The organism is Mycobacterium sp. UM_CSW (genome assembly GCF_000455205.1).
Lineage (GTDB): Bacteria > Actinomycetota > Actinomycetes > Mycobacteriales > Mycobacteriaceae > Mycobacterium.
On the sequence record NZ_AUWQ01000074.1, the window covers coordinates 28,388 to 45,132 of the forward strand.

Here is a 16,745-nt window from a genome sequence, read left to right on the forward strand (position 1 = left end):
GCTACTTCCGGGAAGCGAAGAAGACCGAGGCCTTGCGAATCGAGTCTTCGACGGGCTCCGGTTTCCACCCCAGTTCGCGTTCTGCCTTGCCGTGGTCGAGCGGCGACATCAGCTCCGCCATGCGAATTCCCGCGTAGGCGAACGGAAGGTCTCGGCGCATTAGCCGCGCCGCCAAATCGTTGACGCGCGCACCGGCGCGCAGCACCGAAATCAGGATGCCGATGCGCGGCGGGCGCCTGCCGACGGCGGTGGCGGCGATCTGGTGCAGCTCCCGGCCGCTCATGTATCGGTCGGAGACGATGTAGCGCTCGCCGTTTCGTCCCCGTTCCGCCGCCAAAAGCATTGCCCTGGCGGCATCTTCGATGCCCACGACCTCCGACGAGTAGCCGAAATAGAACGGGAAACGGCCCTTGGCGACGAGGGCGATCAGGGAGCCGTGCGGCGTCGGCGCCCAATCACCGGGACCGTAGGTGGTGGAGATGCACAGCGCCACGGCGGGCAGCCCCCGCTCGCGGGCGTACGACAGCAGCAGGTTCTCGCCGGCCACCCGGGCCTCGATATACGGGCCGCCCTGGTCCCAGTTGTGCGGGTCGTCTTCGGTGACCGGCCGGCTGTCGCTGATCGCCAAAGAGCCCGCGGTGCTGGTGTATACGAACTTCTGCAGGTCGGCATCCAGGGCGGCGTCCAGAACGTGCCGCAGCCCTTCGACGTTGGTGCGGAACAATGGCGCCGGATCGCGCAGCCACATCCGGGCGTCGACCACGCAGTAGTACACGACGTCACAGCCGGCCATCGCGGCGCGCAGGGCGTCGTCGTCGAAGACGTCGCCGTAGCAGCGCTCGACGGGAAGGTCGTCGATCCCTTGGGTGGAACTGGTGCGGCGCAACATGACTCGCACATCTTCGCCCGAGGCGACGAGCTGCCGCGTGACATGCGACCCGAGGAAACCGCTGGCCCCGATCACCAGCTTCTTGTTGGCGCCCACTAGCGGTCGATCCATTGTTGTGTCGCTTGGGCGCTTCGGTCCCCGGCGGCCGGGGTGAGTCGGTCGAGCCTCGCTAAGTGGTCGGGGGTGAGCTCGACCGTGTCGGCGGCAACGTTTTCTTCGAGGCGCGTCACGCGCTTGGTTCCCGGAATGGGCACGATGTCGGGACCTTTCGCCAGCAGCCAGGCCAAGGCGACCTGTGCGGGAGTCGCGCCGACGTCGGCGGCGATGTCGCGCACTTCGTCCGCGCTCCTGAGGTTGTGCTGGAAGTTCTCGTCGGAGAAGCGCGGGTGGGTCTTGCGGAAGTCGGTGTCGGGAAGTTCCCCGGTGGAGCGGATCGCGCCGGTGAGGAAGCCGCGGCCCAGCGGCGAATAGGCGACGAACCCGATTCCCAGTTCGCGCAGCACATCTAGCACACCCTCTTCGGGGTCGCGGGTCCACAACGAGTACTCGGACTGCACAGCGGTGATGGGATGCACTGCGTGGGCGCGGCGAATGGTGTTCACGCCCACCTCGGAAAGGCCGATGTGCCGGATCTTTCCGGCCGCCACTAGCTCGGCCAGGGCTCCGACCGTGTCTTCGATCGGGGTGTCGCGATCGAGGCGGTGTTGGTAGTAGAGGTCGATGTGGTCGGTCGCCAGCCTCTTCAGGGACCCCTCCACCGCGGTGCGGATGCTGGCGGGGCTGCTGTCGAGGCCGTTACGGCCGGTGTGCGAGATCAGGCCGAACTTTGTCGCCAGCACCACCCGGTCGCGGCGGCCCTGCAGGGCGCGGGCGACGAGTTCCTCGTTCACGTAGGGCCCGTAGACCTCGGCGGTGTCGATCAACGTGACGCCGAGGTCGATGGCGCGATGGATGGTGCGAATGGATTCGGCGTCGTCGGTCCCGGCGCCGGCATAGGCGACGGACATGCCCATCGCGCCCAGGCCGAGCCGTCCGACTTCGAGTTGCGCGAGATGAGCCCGTTTCATGGCCCCCATTGTGCGCCGGGCGCCTCCGGGCCACCGGGCGGGTACCGTTGCGCTCGTGCAGGACACAGCGCGACCGGCCCGCAATCTGGCGGTCGACTTCTACCGCGTGTCGGGTGTGATCCTGATCGTGCTGGGGCATTGGTTGGCCGGCTCGGTGACTTATCAGGACGGATCTTTCGGTCGGCAGAACCCGCTCGTCGACATACCGTGGACCCAATGGCTGACGTGGCCCTTCCAGGCCGTCCCGACGTTCTTTCTGGTCGCCGGCTACGCCGGCGCGTTGTCCTGGACGCATCGGCGCGAAACCGACGGTGTGTCGCGCCAGACCTGGCTTCGGCACCGGCTGGCCCGCGTGCTGGGCCCGACGGCGGTCTATGTGGCGCTGGTGTTGGTGGTGGTTGCGGTTCTCGACGTCGGCCACGTGGCCCGTACGACGATGGAGTACGCGGGTTGGGCCGTGGCCATGCACCTGTGGTTCCTGGCCGTCTACCTGATCGTCGTATCGCTCACCCCGATTGCGGTTGCGGCACACCGGCGTTGGGGGCTCGTGGCCCCGGCGGCGCTGGGGGTTGCGGTCGTGGCGGTCGACGCCCTCTCGATCGGCGCCCACGTGCACAACCTTGGCTGGGTTAACTACCTGCTGTGCTGGGGGGCGTTCTACCAGCTCGGGATCGCTTGGCGCGGAGGGCTACTGGGCGGCCGCAGAGCGGTGGTGCTGGCCGCCTGCTCGGCGATCGCGCTCGGGCTGCTGATCGGGCTGGGGATGTATCCGGTCAGCATGATCGGCGTTCCTGGGCAGACGATCGACAACACGACGCCACCCACCGCGGCGCTGCTGGCGTTCGGATGCGCGCAGGGTGGATTGGCGATAACGCTCGCCCCCGCGCTGAACCGCGTGCTGCGCGCCGACAGGGTCAAGCGGGCGCTGGCCGTCGGCAACAACAACGTGATGGCGCTTTACCTCTGGCACATGATCCCGGTCGTGATCGTTGCAATCGTCGCGTATCCGGCGGGTCTGCTGCCCCAACCGCCGGAGGGAACGGGGCTGTGGTGGCTGGCCCGGCTGGAGTGGGTGGTCGTCCTCGGCGTCGTGACGGCGGTCGAGCTCGTGTTGTTGTGGTCGTTGCGGCGTGTTTTCGCGGCCCCGCTGCCGATGCTGGGTGTGCCCGTCAGCGAACGCTGGGGGGAAGTGTCCATGCTGGTCGGTGCCGCGCTGGCCGCCGCCGGCCTGCATTTCTTCGCCTACGCGGGGTTCGCGCCGGACGGCCGCCTACCATGGGTGACCGCCGCGCTGTTCGCCGGCGGCGTGCTGCTGGTGGCGCTTCGCCCGACCAAGACCGACCGGGGCGCGGTCGATCCGGCACCGGCGACAGGGCGGACGCAGGCGCCCCGGGGATAACGGCCCGGCCTGTTTGGCAAGCGACTTACGGCCCCTTGAGAGGGGCCGTAATGCCCTGGTCGGAGGCCGTATCTGGGAGAAACGTCTCTGGCAGGTCCCAACGCCCTCGCTAAGGGAGTACGCAGATGTTAGACAGCCTAGCGGTCACCAACAACCACGGCCCTCGAGGGCGCGCCCAGGATGCCGAAGTATTGAAGCAATCCGGGGTGCACAAGCTCGTCGTTCTGGACCGCGACGGCAAGTGCTTGGCATTCGTATTGGCTTGGGACAGTTTCGAATATGACGCGGAGACGGACGCCTACGTGTGCGTCGCCGATCGTGATGGCTCCGAACTTCTGACCGTGTACGCCGCCGGTGAGATCAACTCTGCGCCCGGCGAGAACATGTATGTCGTGACGGCGCCGGACGGGCCCGGCGCGGCACGCCGCGGGCCCCGCTGACCAAACCGTTACGTGCATTCGCGGCGCCGAACGCTATGATAGACCGTTCGTACGGTTAGTTATGCCGAAGGGTTGAAGATGCCCAGGTCGCCTGGCAGGCGTGGCGAGATTTTGGACGCGTTCGTCCGCTACGTCGCCGAACGTGGCTATGACAGAACAAATATCGGCGACATCGCCGACGAACTCGGCATGTCGAAGGGCACGATCGTCCATCACTTCGGCACCAAGGCCCAGATGCTGCGGGAGCTCGAAGAGACCCACCTGGCCCTCCAGCTCGACGTGCTGCGGATGGCCTGGGATCGCCTGGCCGCCCCGCACGAGCGCATCGCGGCAATCATTTACGCCTCCGCCCTGCTGCAGGTGAGCGCGCGCCACGCGACGGTCGCGAGCCAGCGCGAGGTGGTTCAACTGTCCGACGACCCGGCGATGCAGCACGTACGTAAGCTACGCGATCAGTTGCAGACACACGCGATTGACGAAATCCGCAACGGGATCGACCTCGGCGTGTTCCGAAGCGTGGACGTCGAATTGGCGGCGCTGCAGCTGTGGGGATCGCTGGAGTGGATGTGGGTGTGGTTCGATCCGGCCGATTCCCGGACGCCTGAAGAAGTCGGCGCCGCTTTCGTCGACGTGTTTCTGGGCGGGCTCCTGCTCGACCGCCTCGGGCTCGCCAAGTGGGCAAACCCGTCCGCCGGCGTCGTCACGGTGGTGCGTGAGTGCCTCGCCGCGGTCACGGCTGGGCGACGCTGACGACTGACCGCCAAAACACTCTGCGCGGCAGCCGAATTCGCCGATAGTCGGCGTGCATACGTACCGCTGAGCCGGCCTGCGCCGGCAGTCGCTACGAGACACAAAAACCCCTGATAAAACCGGGGCGTTCCGCGGACCGCCCACCATGTTTTGGGCGAAAGCGGGCGAGATTTGCGATTTATTGACCGCACGTACGGTCTAATGCGATAGTTGCAGCGTGGCGCAAACGATGGCGGCGTGGGACCGAAGGGCGGGGACCGGGGCCGCTGCCTGGGAGGACCGCGGAGTGGGCCAGCACGTCGAACGGCATGATGCGCGACGCCGGGGGTTACACCGAGCACCGCTGGGCCGGATCGTGACGCGTGGCAGCCGGCAAGCGTCATCACTCGAGCCGCCATCGAAATGCGTTCTGCCGACCTGGTTTTCGGGGCCTACCCACCCTACGGGCAAGGCTGCGAATCGGAACCACGCCCGACGTCTCGGCCTCTCCCCCGCGCCGCCCCGACACTCAGCTGAAAGGCCGACAAAAGAGCGGCGAATCGTTACGCATTCGCCTCGGGGGCCGCGCCGATGACCACCACGCACTCGTTCGCCGGCAAAGTGGGCCAACGGATCCGGCCGGGCACCGAAGTCGCCGGCGGGTTCTTTCGGATGTGCGTGCTGACCGGCAAGGCCCTCAGGCAGCCGTTCGAGTGGCGCGAGTTCATCTGGACCGGCTGGTTCCTCATGCGGGTGTCACTGCTGCCGACGATCGCGGTGTCCATCCCCGAGACCGTGCTGCTCATCTTCACGCTCAACCTGCTGCTGGCCGAGATCGGCGCCGCCGACGTCTCCGGTGCCGGTGCCGCGATCGGCGCGGTCACCCAGCTCGGCCCGATCGTGACCGTGCTGGTGGTCGCCGGCGCCGGGGGCACCGCCATCTGCGCCGACCTCGGCGCCCGCACCATCCGCGAGGAGATCGACGCGCTCGAGGTGCTTGGCATCGACCCGATCCACCGGCTGGTGGTGCCGCGCGTCGTCGCCTCGACGATGGTCGCGGTGCTGCTCAACGGCCTCGTGGTCGCGGTCGGCCTCGGGGGCGGCTACCTCTTCAGCGTCTACCTGCAGAACGTCTCGAGCGGTGCCTACCTGTCCACGTTGACGGCGCTGACCGGCCTGCCCGAGGTGGTGATCGCGTTCATCAAGGCCGCGACGTTCGGGCTGATCGCCGGCCTCGTCGGCTGTTACCGCGGGCTCATCGTCCGTGGCGGGTCCAAGGGTCTGGGCACCGCGGTCAACGAGACGGTGGTGCTCTGCTTCATCGCGCTGTTCGCGGTCAACGCGGCGCTGACCACCATCGGTGTCCGGTTCGGGACGGGGCGCTGATGACCGTCACCGCAGCGGATTCCACGGCGCCCGCCCGATTCTCCTGGGCCAGCCTCAGCCGATACGGCGAGGCCCCGGCCCGGGCGTTGGTCGAGATAGGGCAGATGGTCTGGTTCGCGATGACCGCCGTCGGGCAGATCCCCTTCGCCATGCGCCGCTACCGCAAGGAAATGTTGCGGATGGTCGCCCAGATGGGGATGGGCACCGGCGCGATGGCCGTGGTCGGCGGCACCGCCGCCATCGTCGGCTTCATCACGCTGTCCGCGGGCTCGCTGGTCGCCATCCAGGGCTACGCGACGCTGGGCAACATCGGTGTCGAGGCGTTCACCGGGTTCTTGGCCGCGCTGGTCAACGTGCGCTTCGTGGCGCCCGTGGCCGCAGGTCAGGCGTTGGCCGCGACGGTCGGTGCCGGCGCCACCGCGGAACTGGGCGCCATGCGCATCAGCGAGGAGATCGACGCGCTGGAGGTGATGAGCATCCGGTCGGTCGCCTTCCTGGCGTCCACCCGGGTGGTGGCGGGTCTCGTCGTCATCATCCCGCTCTATGGGTTGGCGATCACCCTGGCCTTCGTGTCCCAGCAGGTCACCACCGTGTTTTTCTACGGGCAGTCCGCCGGCACGTACAACCACTACTTCCACACATTCCTGCGCCTCAACGACGTGGGCTGGTCGTTCGCGGAGGTGATCCTGGTCGCGGTGGTCGTCATGACCACCCACTGCTACTACGGCTACACCGCCAGCGGCGGGCCGGTCGGCGTCGGCGAAGCCGTCGGCCGGTCGATGCGGCTGTCGTTGATCACGATCGTTGTCGTCGTCGTGCTGACCGCGATGGCGGTCTACGGCAAGAGCCCGAACTTCAACCTCACGGTGTAGCCGCCCATGACGACCCCAACCGCCTCGGCCCCGCAAATCAAGGACCACCCGCCACGGATCCCGCCGTACAAGACGGCGGCCGTGGTGTTCTTGGTGATCGCCGCGGTGGTGTTGTCGTTCGTGTGGCTGCAGTTCCGGGGCCGGCTCACGCCGAAGACGCCCCTGACGATGGTGGCCCCCCGGTCCGGTTTGGTGATGGATCCGAATTCGAAGGTCACCTACAACGGGGTGGAAATCGGCCGGGTGGCCAGCATTTCGCAGATCCAGCGCGATGGCGTGCCGGCGGCCAAGTTCGTCTTGGACGTCCAGCCCAAGTACATTGACCTGATCCCGGCCAACGTGGAGGCCAATATCAAGGCGACCACGGTGTTCGGCAACAAGTATGTGTCGTTGACCTCTCCGAAAAACCCGACGCCGCAACGCGTTACCACGAGTCAGGTGATCGAGGCGCGGTCGGTGACGACGGAGTTCAACACATTGTTCGGGACGATCACCTCGATCGCGGACAAGGTGGACCCGGTCAAGGTGAACCTCACGCTGGCCGCCGCCGCGCAGGCATTGACCGGGCTGGGCGACAAGTTCGGGCAATCGATCGTCAACGGCAACACCATCCTTGACGACATCAATCCGCAAATGCCGCAGATCCGCCACGACATTGCGCGGTTGGCGGCCCTCGGCGACACCTACGCGAACGCCGCACCGGATCTGTTGGACGCCCTCAACCACGCGGTGGTCACGGCGCGCACCCTGCACCGGCAGGAGGCCGACCTGGACGCCGCGTTGCTGGCCGCGGCCGGGTTGGGCAACACGGGTGAAGACATCTTCCGACGGGGCGGCCCTTACTTCCAGCGGGGCGCCGCGGATCTGGTGCCCACCGCCCAGCTGCTCGACACCTACAGCCCCGAATTCTTCTGCACCATCCGCAATTACTACGACGAAGAACCCGCGGCCTTCGCGACGACGGGCGGCGGCAACGGCTACGCGCTGAGGACGATGACCGAGCTGACGTCGGGGTTGGGCGGCATCCTGACGCTGCCGGGGCTGGCCGGCACGGTGGCCACCATGGGGCTCCTCGGGCTGGCCGGGCTGGTGGGCGGCGCGCCGAATCCCTATGTGTACCCGGACAATCTGCCGCGGGTGAACGCTCGCGGCGGGCCCGGGGGTGCGCCGGGTTGCTGGCAAGGCATCACCCATGACCTGTGGCCCGCGCCCGAGCTGGTGCTGGACACCGGCGCCAGCCTCGCGCCGTACAACCATCTGGACACCGGCTCGCCGTACGCCATCGAGTACGTGTGGGGCCGCCAAGTCGGGGACAACACGATCAACCCATGAAGATCACCGGCTCCGCCATCAAGCTCGCCATCGTCTCGTTGGTGCTGGCGCTGATCACCGTCTCGATCGTGGTCGTGTTCGCTCAGCTGCGCTTCAACCGCACCAACAGCTACACCGCGGAGTTCAGCAATGCCAGCGGCCTCAAAGACGGCCAGTTCGTCCGCGCCTCGGGAGTGGAGGTCGGCAAGGTCAAGAAGGTGCGCCTGGTCGACGGTGGCCGCAAGGCGCAGGTGGACTTCGCCGTCGACCGCTCGATTCCGCTCTACCAGTCGACGACCGCCCAGATCCGCTACCTCGACCTGTTCGCCAACCGCTTCCTGGAACTCAAGCGCGGCGACGGTGCGGGTGCCGATCGCGTGTTGCCGCCGGGCGGATTCATCCCGCTGTCCCGTACCTCGCCGGCCTTAGATCTCGACGCCCTGATCGGTGGTTTCAAACCCCTGTTCCGCGCGCTGGATCCGGAAAAGGTCAACACCATCGCGTCGGCGATCATCACCGTGTTTCAGGGTCAGGGCGGCACCATCAACGACATCCTCGACCAGACCGCGCAGCTGACCTCGCACCTCGCGGAGCGTGACGAGGCGATCGGCGAGGTGGTCAAGAATCTGAATGTGGTGCTGGACACCACGGTTCGGCATCGTAAGGAATTCGACCAGACGGTCGACAACTTCGAGCGGTTGATCACCGGGCTGGAAAACCACGCCGACCCGCTTGCCGCCGGCACCGCGAACATCAGCAACGCCGCCGGAACGGTGGCCAACCTGCTGGCCGACAACCGCGCTCTGCTGCACAAGGAGATCGACTACCTGCAGGCGCTCCAGCAGCCGCTCGTGGACCAACGCGATCAGCTCAGCGATCTGATCCACAAGACGCCGACCGCGCTCAACCTGATCGGGCGCAGCATCGGCCTCTACGGCGACTGGGTGAACTTCTACCTCTGCGACCTGACGATCAAGTGGAACGGGCTGCAGGCCGGCGGCCCGGTCCGGACGGTCAGGATCTGGCAGCAGCCCACGGGCAGGTGCTCGCCGCAATGAGAACGCTGACCGAATTCAACCGCAGCCGTGTGGGTCTCATGGGCATCACGGTGTTGATTCTCGGCGTCGTGGTCGGCCAAAGCTTCACCAGCGTGCCGATGATCTTCGCCACTCCGAGCTTCTACGGTCAGTTCACCGACACCGGCCAACTGAACAAGGGCGACAAGGTGCGCATCACCGGCGTGAATGTCGGCAAGGTGGAGTCCTTCGCGATCGACGGCGATCATGTCCTGATCAAGTTCAACATCGGCGCGAACACCATCGGCACCGAGAGCCGGCTCGCGATCAAGACCGACACCATCCTGGGCAAGAAAGTTCTCGAGATCGAGCCGCGCGGAAACCAGACGTTGAAGCCGGGCAGCGTCTTGCCGCTGAGCCAAAGCACCACCCCCTATCAGCTCTACGACGCGAACTTCGACATCACCAGGGCCGCCGCCGGCTGGGACATCGACACCGTCAAGCGCTCGCTGAACGTCTTGTCGCAGACCATCGACCAGACCTACCCGCACCTGAGCGCCACGCTCGACGGGTTGACCAAATTCTCCGACACCATCGGCAAGCGCGACGAACAGATCAAGCACCTGCTCGCGCAGGCCCACCAGGTGGCCGGCGTGCTCGGTGACCGCAGCGAACAGGTCAATCGACTGCTGGTCAACGCCAAGACGCTGCTGGGCGCGTTCAACGAGCGCGGCCGGGCCATCGACGCCCTGCTGCAAAACGTTTCGGCCTTCTCGACGCAGGTGCAGGGGTTCATCAACGACAACCCCAACCTCAACCCCGTGCTGGAGCAGTTGCACGCCATCACCGACGTACTGGTGGCGCGTAAGGACGACCTGGCCCAAACCCTCACCTATGTCAGCCAATTCGCCGCATCGCTGGGCGAATCCGTCGCGTCGGGACCGTACTTCAAGATCGTGCTGTCCAACCTGTTGCCGTACTGGATCCTGCAGCCGTTCGTCGACGCCGCCTTCAAGAAACGTGGTATCGATCCGGAGGACTTCTGGCGCAGCGCCGGGCTGCCCGAGTTCCGCTGGCCCGACCCGAACGGGACCCGGTTCCCCAACGGGGCGCCACCGCCGGCACCTCCGGTGCTGGAGGGCACGCCCGGTCACCCGGGACCGGCCGTCCCGCCGGGAACGGCGTGCTCGTACACACCACCGGCCGACGCGCTGCCGCGGCCGTGGAACCCGTTGCCGTGCACGGGCGTAAGCGTCGGCCCGTTCGGCGGCAGCTTCCCGGCGCCGATGGACGTGCAGGCCTCGCCACCGAACCCGAACGGTCTGCCCCCGACTCCGGGTATCGCGATCGCCGGGCGGCCGGGCGATCCGCCGCCGGACGTGCCGGGCACACCCGTGCCACTGCCAGCCCAGACCCCGCCGGGCGCGCGCACCGAGAACCTGCAGCCCGCCGGCCCGCTGCCGCCACCGTCAACGTTCGCGCCCGCCCTGCCTCCGGGGCCACCCGCGCCGCCCGGACCCGGGAATCAACTGCCGGCCCCGTTCATCAATCCCGGCGGCACGGGAGGCAGCGGCATCACGGGAGGTAACCAGAATTGAGTGCCGTCAACACATTTCGTAACCTGCGGGCCCGGAGGGTCATCGGGGTGCTGGTGGTGGCGCTGGCGGTGCTGGCCGGATACCTCGGGTTGCAGCTCTACAACAAGCTGACGACCAACACGGTGGTCGCGTACTTCCCGGAGGCGAACGCGCTCTATGCCGGGGACAAGGTGCAGATCATGGGCGTCCGCGTGGGTGCGGTCGACAAGATCGAGCCGGCCGGCGACAAGATGAGGGTGACGTTTCACTACGAGAACAAATACAAGGTGCCCGCCAACGCGTCCGCCGTGATCGTCAACCCAACCCTGGTGGCGTCGCGCAACATTCAGTTGGAGCCGCCCTACAAGGGCGGCCCGGTGATGGGCGACAACGCGGTGATCCCCATCGAGCGCACGCAGGTCCCGACGGAGTGGGACCAACTGAGCCAGAGCGTCGCCAACGTCATCAACAAGTTGGGCCCGACACCCGAGCAGCCGAAGGGCCCGTTCGGTGACGCCATCGAGTCGTTCGCGGACGGGCTGGCAGGCAAGGGCAAGCAGATCAACACCACGCTGAACAGCCTGTCGCGGGCGTTGACCGCGCTGAACGAGGGCCGCGGGGACTTCTTCGCGGTGGTACACAGCCTGGCGCAGTTCGTCAACGCCCTGCACAAAGACGACCAGCAGTTCGTCGCGCTGAACCAAAACCTGGCCCAGTTCACCGACAAGCTGACCGGGTCCGATCGCGAGCTGGCCACGGCGATACAGCAGTTCGACTCCCTCCTGTCCACGCTGCGGCCGTTCTTGGACAAGAACCGCGGCGTGTTGACGAGCGACATCGACAACCTCGCCACCCTGACCAACACGCTGGTGCAGCCCGATCCGCTGAACGGTTTGGAGACCGCCCTGCACGTGCTGCCCACGCTGGAGACGAACCTCAGCCAGATCTATCACCCGACGCACGGCGCGGTCATGTCCATCCCGGCGATCCCGAACTTCGCGAACCCAATGCAGTTCGTCTGCAGCATGATTCAGGCCGGCAGCCGGCTGGGCTACCAAGATTCCGCCGAACTGTGTGCGCAATACCTGGCGCCGGTCCTCGATGCGATCAAGTTCAACTACCTGCCCTTCGGGCTGAACCTGTTTTCCACCGCCGAGACGCTGCCCAAGGAAGTCGCCTACTCGGAGCCCCGGCTGCAGCCGCCGAACGGGTACAAGGACACGACGGTGCCCGGGATCTGGGTGCCCGACACCCCGTTGTCGCACCGCAACACCCAGCCCGGCTGGGTCGTTGCCCCGGGGATGCAGGGGCAGCAGGTGGGGCCGATCACCGCGGGCCTGCTGACCCCCGACTCGTTGGCCGAACTGATGGGCGGCCCGGACATCGCGCCCCCACAATCGGGGCTGCAGACGCCGCCGGGACCACCGAATGCCTACGACGAGAACCCAGTGCTGCCACCCATCGGCGTGCGCGCCCCGCAGGTGCCGATCCCGCCGCCGGCGCCCGGGCCGGGGGTGATCCCAGGGCCGGTCGCACCGACACCCCCGCCCGCTGAGGCGGCCGTTTCGGCGGGACTCGGATCGTGAACACGCTGCGCGCCTTCGGTATTCGCGTCCGGTACCGGGCGCGGCAGGCGATGGCCCTGCTGGTCGCCACCGCGGCACTGACGTCCTGCGCCAAGTGGCACGGAATCGCGAACGTGCCGATGCCGGGCGGCCCGGGCAGCGGGCCCGGCTCGTACATCATCTACGTGCAGATGCCCGACACGCTGGCCCTGAACGACAACAGCCGGGTGCGGGTGGCCGATGTCTTCGTCGGCACGGTGCGCGCGATCGCCCTGAAGAACTGGGTGGCCACGCTGACGCTGCGGGTGGACAAGAGCGTCAAGTTGCCGCGGAACGCGACCGCCAAGATCGGACAGACCAGCCTGCTCGGCTCCCAGCACATCGAGCTGGCCGCGCCACCCAACCCCTCGCCGGAGCCGCTGAGGCCGGGCGACACCATCCCGTTGCAAAACGCGTCGGCTTACCCCACGACCGAGCAGACCCTGGCCAGTCTCGCCATGATCTTGCGCGGCGGCGGCATCCCGAACCTCGAAACGCTGCAGAACGAGGTGTACAACATCGTGCACGGCCGGGCCGACCAGATCCGGGCCTTCCTCGGCAAGCTGGACACCTTCACCGCCCGGCTCAACGAGCAGACCGATGACATCACCCGAGCCATCGACTCCACCAACCGGCTGCTGGCGTACGTGGGTCCCCGCTCGGACGTCATCGATCGGGTCCTCACCGAATTCCCGCCCCTGCTCAAGCATTTCGCCGACAAGCAGAACCTGTTGATCAACGCGGTCGACGCGACCGGCCGGCTCAGCCAGGTCGCCGACCAATACCTGTCCGCCTCCCGGGGCGACCTGCACCAGGACCTGCTGGCGCTGCAATGCCCGTTGCGGGAACTGGGCCGTGGCGCGCCCTATCTGATCCGCGCGCTGAAGCTGATCCTGGTCCGGCCGTTCGACGTCGACGCCGTCCCGAAGTCGTTCCGGGGCGACTACTTCAACCTGTCGTTGACGCTCGACCTGACCATGAGCTCCGTCGACAACGCGATCCTGACCGGGACCGGATTCTCCGGAGCGCTGCGCGCGCTCGAGCAATCGTGGGGCCGCGATCCCGAAACGATGATCCCCGATGTCCGCTACACGCCGAACCCGAACGACGCCCCGGGCGGGCCGCTGGTGGAAAGGGCGGACCGAGGCCAATGCTGACCCCCTTCATCAAGCGTCAGCTGATCCTGTTCGCCCTCCTCAGCCTCGTCACCGCGGTCGCACTCGGCGGGTACTACCTGCGGATCCCCACCGCGGCGGGGATCGGCCAGTACACGTTGCACGCGGACCTGCCGGCCTCGGGCGGTCTGTACGAAACGGCCAACGTGGCTTACCGCGGCGAAACCATCGGCAGGGTCACCGACGTCGAGCCGACCAAGTCGGGCGCGCGGGTGACCATGAGCATCGCCAACCGCTTCAAGATCCCGATCGACGCGACGGCGAACGTGCATTCGGTGTCGGCGGTCGGTGAGCAGTACATAGATCTGGTGTCACTCGGCAACCCGGGCAAGTACTTCCAGCCGGGACAGACCATCACCAAGGGCACCATACCCACCGACATCGGTCCGGCGCTGGACGCCGCGAACCGCGGACTGGCCGCGCTACCCAAGGACAAGATCTCCTCGCTGCTTGACGAAACCGCCCAAGCCGTAGGCGGATTGGGGCCCGCGCTGCAACGACTGGTCGACGCGACCCAGGCGATCGCCGGGGATTTCAAGACCAACATCGGTGATGTCAACGACATCATCCAAAACTCCGGGCCGATCATCGACAGCCAGGTCAACTCGGGCGACTCGATCGAGCGGTGGTCGCACAACCTGGACATCCTCGCCGCGCAGAGCGCGGAAAACGACCAGCACGTGCAAAGCATCCTGACCCAGGGCGCGCCGACCGCCGATCAGGTCAATGCGGTGTTCGGCGACGTCCGCGAATCGCTGCCGCAGACGCTGGCGAATCTCGAGATCGTGCTGGACATGCTCAAGCGCTACCACAAGGGCGTCGAGCAATTGCTCGTCTCCTACCCGCAGGGCGCCTCGGAAGGCCAGACCGTGACGACGCCGTTCCCGGGCTACGCGTCGCTCGGCACCTCGCTGACGATCAACCAGCCGCCGCCCTGTCTGACGGGGTTCCTCCCCGCACCGCAGTGGCGGTCGCCGGCGGACACCAGCCTGGCGCCGATGCCGTCCGGGACCTATTGCAAGATCCCGCAGGACGCTCCGGCCAACGCGGTGCGCGGGGCGCGCAACCTGCCGTGTGTCGACGTGCCCGGCAAACGCGCCGCCACGCCGCGCGAATGTCGCGACTCCAGACCGTACGTCCCCGCGGGCACCAACCCCTGGTACGGCGACCCCAACCAGATCCTGACCTGCCCCGCGCCCGCGGCGCGCTGTGATCAGCCGGTCAAGCCGGGCCTGGTGATACCCGCGCCGTCCGTCAACAACGGCATGAATCCCGCACCCTCCGACCGGGTTCCGGGGACACCGCCCCCCGTCAGCGATCCGTTACAGCGCCCGGGGTCGGGCACCGTCCAATGCAACGGGCAGCAGCCGAACCCCTGCGTCTACACGCCGGGCGGCCCTCCGGCGGCGGTTTACAGCCCGCAGAGCGGCGACTTCGTGGGGCCCGACGGCGTGAAGTACGCGGTCGACAATTCGACCAAAACCGGGGACGACGGGTGGAAGGACATGCTGGCGCCGCCCCGCTGAGCTTGCGTCCGGTGAATCTCGTTGATTTGCAACGCTTTTAGCAATACCCAAAGGTCCTGGGCAACAAGAGGGTCGCCCTCCCCCACCTGACCGCACCCGCACGCCTGGAGGCACGTCGCGCGGCTCCTCCGGGGCCGCCTCAGCGGCCTGACCAGGTCATTGACACTGACCGCACGTACAGTCATATACTTGGGCATCGTCGGGTTGGCGCATCCCCCACGCTCCAGGTCGGTGAAGGTCGGAGATCGGAGCGAAATGCCGGAAGTGATTGGCCTGGGCCAGCTCCGCAGTGACGCGTGCGCATATCTCGAGCGGGTTGCCGCCGGCGAGGCGCTCGATGTCGTCCGTCGCGGCAAGCTGGTGGCGCAAATCCTGCCGGTCGGCGACTGGAGGGTGGCTCCCATCCCGGCGCGATCCGTCAAAGCCCCGGCCTCCGACGCGGGCGGCTGGGTCGGGCTCGAGGAATTGCGAACCCGCGCCGGGCGGTGCTTCGACCGGGTCGCGGCCGGCGAGACGGTCTACGTCGTCCGCGGCGGGCGGATATTGGCCCGAATCGTGTCGGCCGGTGAGGGCGCGACACCCCCGCCGCCGGCGGACGCTGGCCGCCGGATCGAGCTGGACGAGCTGCGCAAGCGCGCGGGACGCTACTTCGACAAGGTCGCGGCGGGCCACACGATCGAGGTCGTCCGCGGCGGCAAGCTGGTGGCCCACATCGTGTCGGCCGCCGGGGACGACGCCCGCAAAGGGGCCTGATCGCCGCCTACGAGGCGGGGCTGCTCTTATCTGATCGGCATTGCGGCGCGTTTTGCCGCCGGCAATGTGGGTAGGCTACCCTAACCAATTTAGATAGGAAGGCTTACTTACTGTGCCGGTTAGGTTCCCGTTTCACCCACACGCCGATGCGTCCCGCCGCGCCTGGCTGCCCTGCCCGAATTGCGGCTGGGGCCGCGACAAGTGCTCGGAGTGCCGCAGCCAGCGCAACTGCGGCGCGCACTGGCAGTACCTGCTGAGCAACCGCGCGACGGTGGTCAACCTGCAATGCCCGGGCTGCGCGAACCTTTGGTCGACCGACACCCGACACCGCTAGGCCTCGACGAGCGCGTCGTCGGGCAGCGGGCGTTGGCACACCGCGCGGGCATCCTCGGCGCTGAGCCCGAAAAGACGCAGAACGCTTTCGGTCACGCTGTCGGCGGCCTGTGCGTCGTCGCGATCCGGGTTGTCCCGCAACAGCTTTCCCAGGCCGAGCAGGGCGCCGCCCGCCATAAAGAGGGCAAGTTCGGGATCGTCGACCGTGAACCTGCCCATGTCGACGCCGGCCTTGATGTCACGCAGCGCCCGCGGGGCCAGGCCTCGATCGGACGACAGCAGCGCCAGCCCGTTGGCCAGCAGGATGTCGCTCTCCCGCGGCCGCCGGCGGAATAGCCGGCCGATCAACCGGAAGCAGGTGGCAAAGGTTTCGGCCGGGTCGTCGATCGACTCGGTCAGCCGGTCCAGCAGCGCCCCGTGCGCGTCGAGCACGTCGGCGACCGCGGCCTCGAACAGCTGCTCCTTGCTGTCGAAGTGGTTATAGAAGGAACCCATCCCCACGTCGGCGGCCTGGGTGATCTCCAGAACGGCCACGTTGGTCTTGCCCTCGGCGATCAGGCGCTGGGCCGCGCCGATCAGCGCCGCCCTGGTGCGCTGTTTGCGCCGTTCCAAGCGGCTGGGCTGGTCCTGGGCTTCGGGCATCGCGCTCATCTTTAGGATTATGCATC

The 16,745-nt window shown here is 67.3% G+C and carries 16 protein-coding genes; 13 read left to right on the forward strand and 3 right to left on the reverse strand.

Annotated elements, in window-relative coordinates; all coding sequences use genetic code 11:
* Position 1: 1 nt before the first annotated feature.
* Both N415_RS23020 and N415_RS23025 read right to left on the reverse strand, forming a co-directional pair.
* Entirely contained in the window at positions 2–1,000 is a 999-nt protein-coding gene (locus tag N415_RS23020; protein ID WP_068187057.1) for an NAD-dependent epimerase/dehydratase family protein, read from the reverse strand.
* Positions 985–1,956, reverse strand: coding sequence for an aldo/keto reductase (locus N415_RS23025; protein WP_068187182.1), 972 nt, complete (start codon positions 1,954–1,956; stop codon positions 985–987). The genes N415_RS23020 and N415_RS23025 overlap by 16 nt, the downstream gene beginning before the upstream one ends.
* 55 nt (positions 1,957–2,011) lie before the next feature.
* On the opposite strand from N415_RS23025, the gene N415_RS23030 reads away from it, so the two are divergent.
* From N415_RS23030 to N415_RS30975, 13 genes are all read left to right on the forward strand, one after another.
* Positions 2,012–3,355, forward strand: coding sequence for an acyltransferase (locus N415_RS23030; RefSeq protein ID WP_068187184.1), 1,344 nt, complete (start codon positions 2,012–2,014; stop codon positions 3,353–3,355).
* Between the two features lie 125 nt (positions 3,356–3,480).
* Positions 3,481–3,795, forward strand: a complete 315-nt coding sequence (locus N415_RS23035; RefSeq protein WP_068187059.1) for a hypothetical protein — start codon at positions 3,481–3,483, stop codon at positions 3,793–3,795.
* A 111-nt stretch (positions 3,796–3,906) separates the two neighbouring features.
* Positions 3,907–4,545 (forward strand): TetR/AcrR family transcriptional regulator, encoded by a 639-nt coding sequence (locus N415_RS23040; protein ID WP_239645671.1) that lies wholly within the window; start codon positions 3,907–3,909, stop codon positions 4,543–4,545.
* A 570-nt stretch (positions 4,546–5,115) separates the two neighbouring features.
* The gene (locus N415_RS23045; RefSeq protein ID WP_068105881.1) at positions 5,116–5,910 is read left to right on the forward strand and encodes an ABC transporter permease; all 795 of its coding nucleotides are present in this window, start codon (positions 5,116–5,118) and stop codon (positions 5,908–5,910) included.
* The gene (locus N415_RS23050) at positions 5,910–6,782 is read left to right on the forward strand and encodes an ABC transporter permease (protein ID WP_068187061.1); all 873 of its coding nucleotides are present in this window, start codon (positions 5,910–5,912) and stop codon (positions 6,780–6,782) included. Before N415_RS23045 ends, N415_RS23050 begins: the two co-directional genes overlap by 1 nt.
* 6 nt (positions 6,783–6,788) lie before the next feature.
* A complete protein-coding gene (locus N415_RS23055) occupies positions 6,789–8,114 on the forward strand; it encodes an MCE family protein (protein ID WP_068187063.1) in 1,326 nt (441 codons plus the stop codon).
* On the forward strand, positions 8,111–9,151 hold the full coding sequence (locus N415_RS23060) for a virulence factor Mce family protein (RefSeq protein ID WP_068187064.1): 1,041 nt from the start codon (positions 8,111–8,113) through the stop codon (positions 9,149–9,151). Before N415_RS23055 ends, N415_RS23060 begins: the two co-directional genes overlap by 4 nt.
* Positions 9,148–10,707 (forward strand): virulence factor Mce family protein, encoded by a 1,560-nt coding sequence (locus N415_RS23065; protein ID WP_068187065.1) that lies wholly within the window; start codon positions 9,148–9,150, stop codon positions 10,705–10,707. The genes N415_RS23060 and N415_RS23065 overlap by 4 nt, the downstream gene beginning before the upstream one ends.
* Positions 10,704–12,272, forward strand: coding sequence for a virulence factor Mce family protein (locus N415_RS23070; protein WP_068187066.1), 1,569 nt, complete (start codon positions 10,704–10,706; stop codon positions 12,270–12,272). Before N415_RS23065 ends, N415_RS23070 begins: the two co-directional genes overlap by 4 nt.
* A 50-nt stretch (positions 12,273–12,322) precedes the next feature.
* On the forward strand, positions 12,323–13,447 hold the full coding sequence (locus N415_RS23075) for a virulence factor Mce family protein (RefSeq protein WP_081665455.1): 1,125 nt from the start codon (positions 12,323–12,325) through the stop codon (positions 13,445–13,447).
* Complete coding sequence (locus tag N415_RS23080; RefSeq protein ID WP_068187068.1) at positions 13,441–14,991, forward strand: MlaD family protein; 1,551 nt, start codon at positions 13,441–13,443, stop codon at positions 14,989–14,991. The genes N415_RS23075 and N415_RS23080 overlap by 7 nt, the downstream gene beginning before the upstream one ends.
* A gap of 255 nt (positions 14,992–15,246) precedes the next feature.
* Complete coding sequence (locus N415_RS23085) at positions 15,247–15,744, forward strand: hypothetical protein (RefSeq protein WP_152531536.1); 498 nt, start codon at positions 15,247–15,249, stop codon at positions 15,742–15,744.
* 112 nt (positions 15,745–15,856) lie between these two features.
* Positions 15,857–16,078 carry a hypothetical protein gene (locus N415_RS30975; protein ID WP_081665446.1) on the forward strand — a complete coding sequence of 74 codons (222 nt, stop codon included), beginning with the start codon at positions 15,857–15,859 and terminating at the stop codon, positions 16,076–16,078.
* Here the strand turns inward: N415_RS30975 and N415_RS23095 are convergent.
* Positions 16,075–16,719 carry a TetR family transcriptional regulator gene (locus N415_RS23095; protein WP_068187189.1) on the reverse strand — a complete coding sequence of 215 codons (645 nt, stop codon included), beginning with the start codon at positions 16,717–16,719 and terminating at the stop codon, positions 16,075–16,077. The genes N415_RS30975 and N415_RS23095 overlap by 4 nt on opposite strands.
* Positions 16,720–16,745 lie beyond the last annotated feature (26 nt).

What these genes read in the sequence shown, in the direction of transcription:
- N415_RS23065 (WP_068187065.1), top strand. Translation starts at nt 9,148, where the DNA reads ATGAGAACGCTGACCGAATTCAACCGCAGCCGTGTGGGTCTCATGGGC.
- N415_RS23050 (WP_068187061.1), top strand. Translation starts at nt 5,910, where the DNA reads ATGACCGTCACCGCAGCGGATTCCACGGCGCCCGCCCGATTCTCCTGG.
- N415_RS23020 (WP_068187057.1), bottom strand. Translation starts at nt 1,000, where the DNA reads ATGGATCGACCGCTAGTGGGCGCCAACAAGAAGCTGGTGATCGGGGCC.
- N415_RS23045 (WP_068105881.1), top strand. Translation starts at nt 5,116, where the DNA reads ATGACCACCACGCACTCGTTCGCCGGCAAAGTGGGCCAACGGATCCGG.
- N415_RS23025 (WP_068187182.1), bottom strand. Translation starts at nt 1,956, where the DNA reads ATGAAACGGGCTCATCTCGCGCAACTCGAAGTCGGACGGCTCGGCCTG.
- N415_RS23095 (WP_068187189.1), bottom strand. Translation starts at nt 16,719, where the DNA reads ATGCCCGAAGCCCAGGACCAGCCCAGCCGCTTGGAACGGCGCAAACAG.
- N415_RS23085 (WP_152531536.1), top strand. Translation starts at nt 15,247, where the DNA reads ATGCCGGAAGTGATTGGCCTGGGCCAGCTCCGCAGTGACGCGTGCGCA.
- N415_RS23080 (WP_068187068.1), top strand. Translation starts at nt 13,441, where the DNA reads ATGCTGACCCCCTTCATCAAGCGTCAGCTGATCCTGTTCGCCCTCCTC.
- N415_RS23060 (WP_068187064.1), top strand. Translation starts at nt 8,111, where the DNA reads ATGAAGATCACCGGCTCCGCCATCAAGCTCGCCATCGTCTCGTTGGTG.
- N415_RS23075 (WP_081665455.1), top strand. Translation starts at nt 12,323, where the DNA reads ATGGCCCTGCTGGTCGCCACCGCGGCACTGACGTCCTGCGCCAAGTGG.
- N415_RS23055 (WP_068187063.1), top strand. Translation starts at nt 6,789, where the DNA reads ATGACGACCCCAACCGCCTCGGCCCCGCAAATCAAGGACCACCCGCCA.
- N415_RS23035 (WP_068187059.1), top strand. Translation starts at nt 3,481, where the DNA reads ATGTTAGACAGCCTAGCGGTCACCAACAACCACGGCCCTCGAGGGCGC.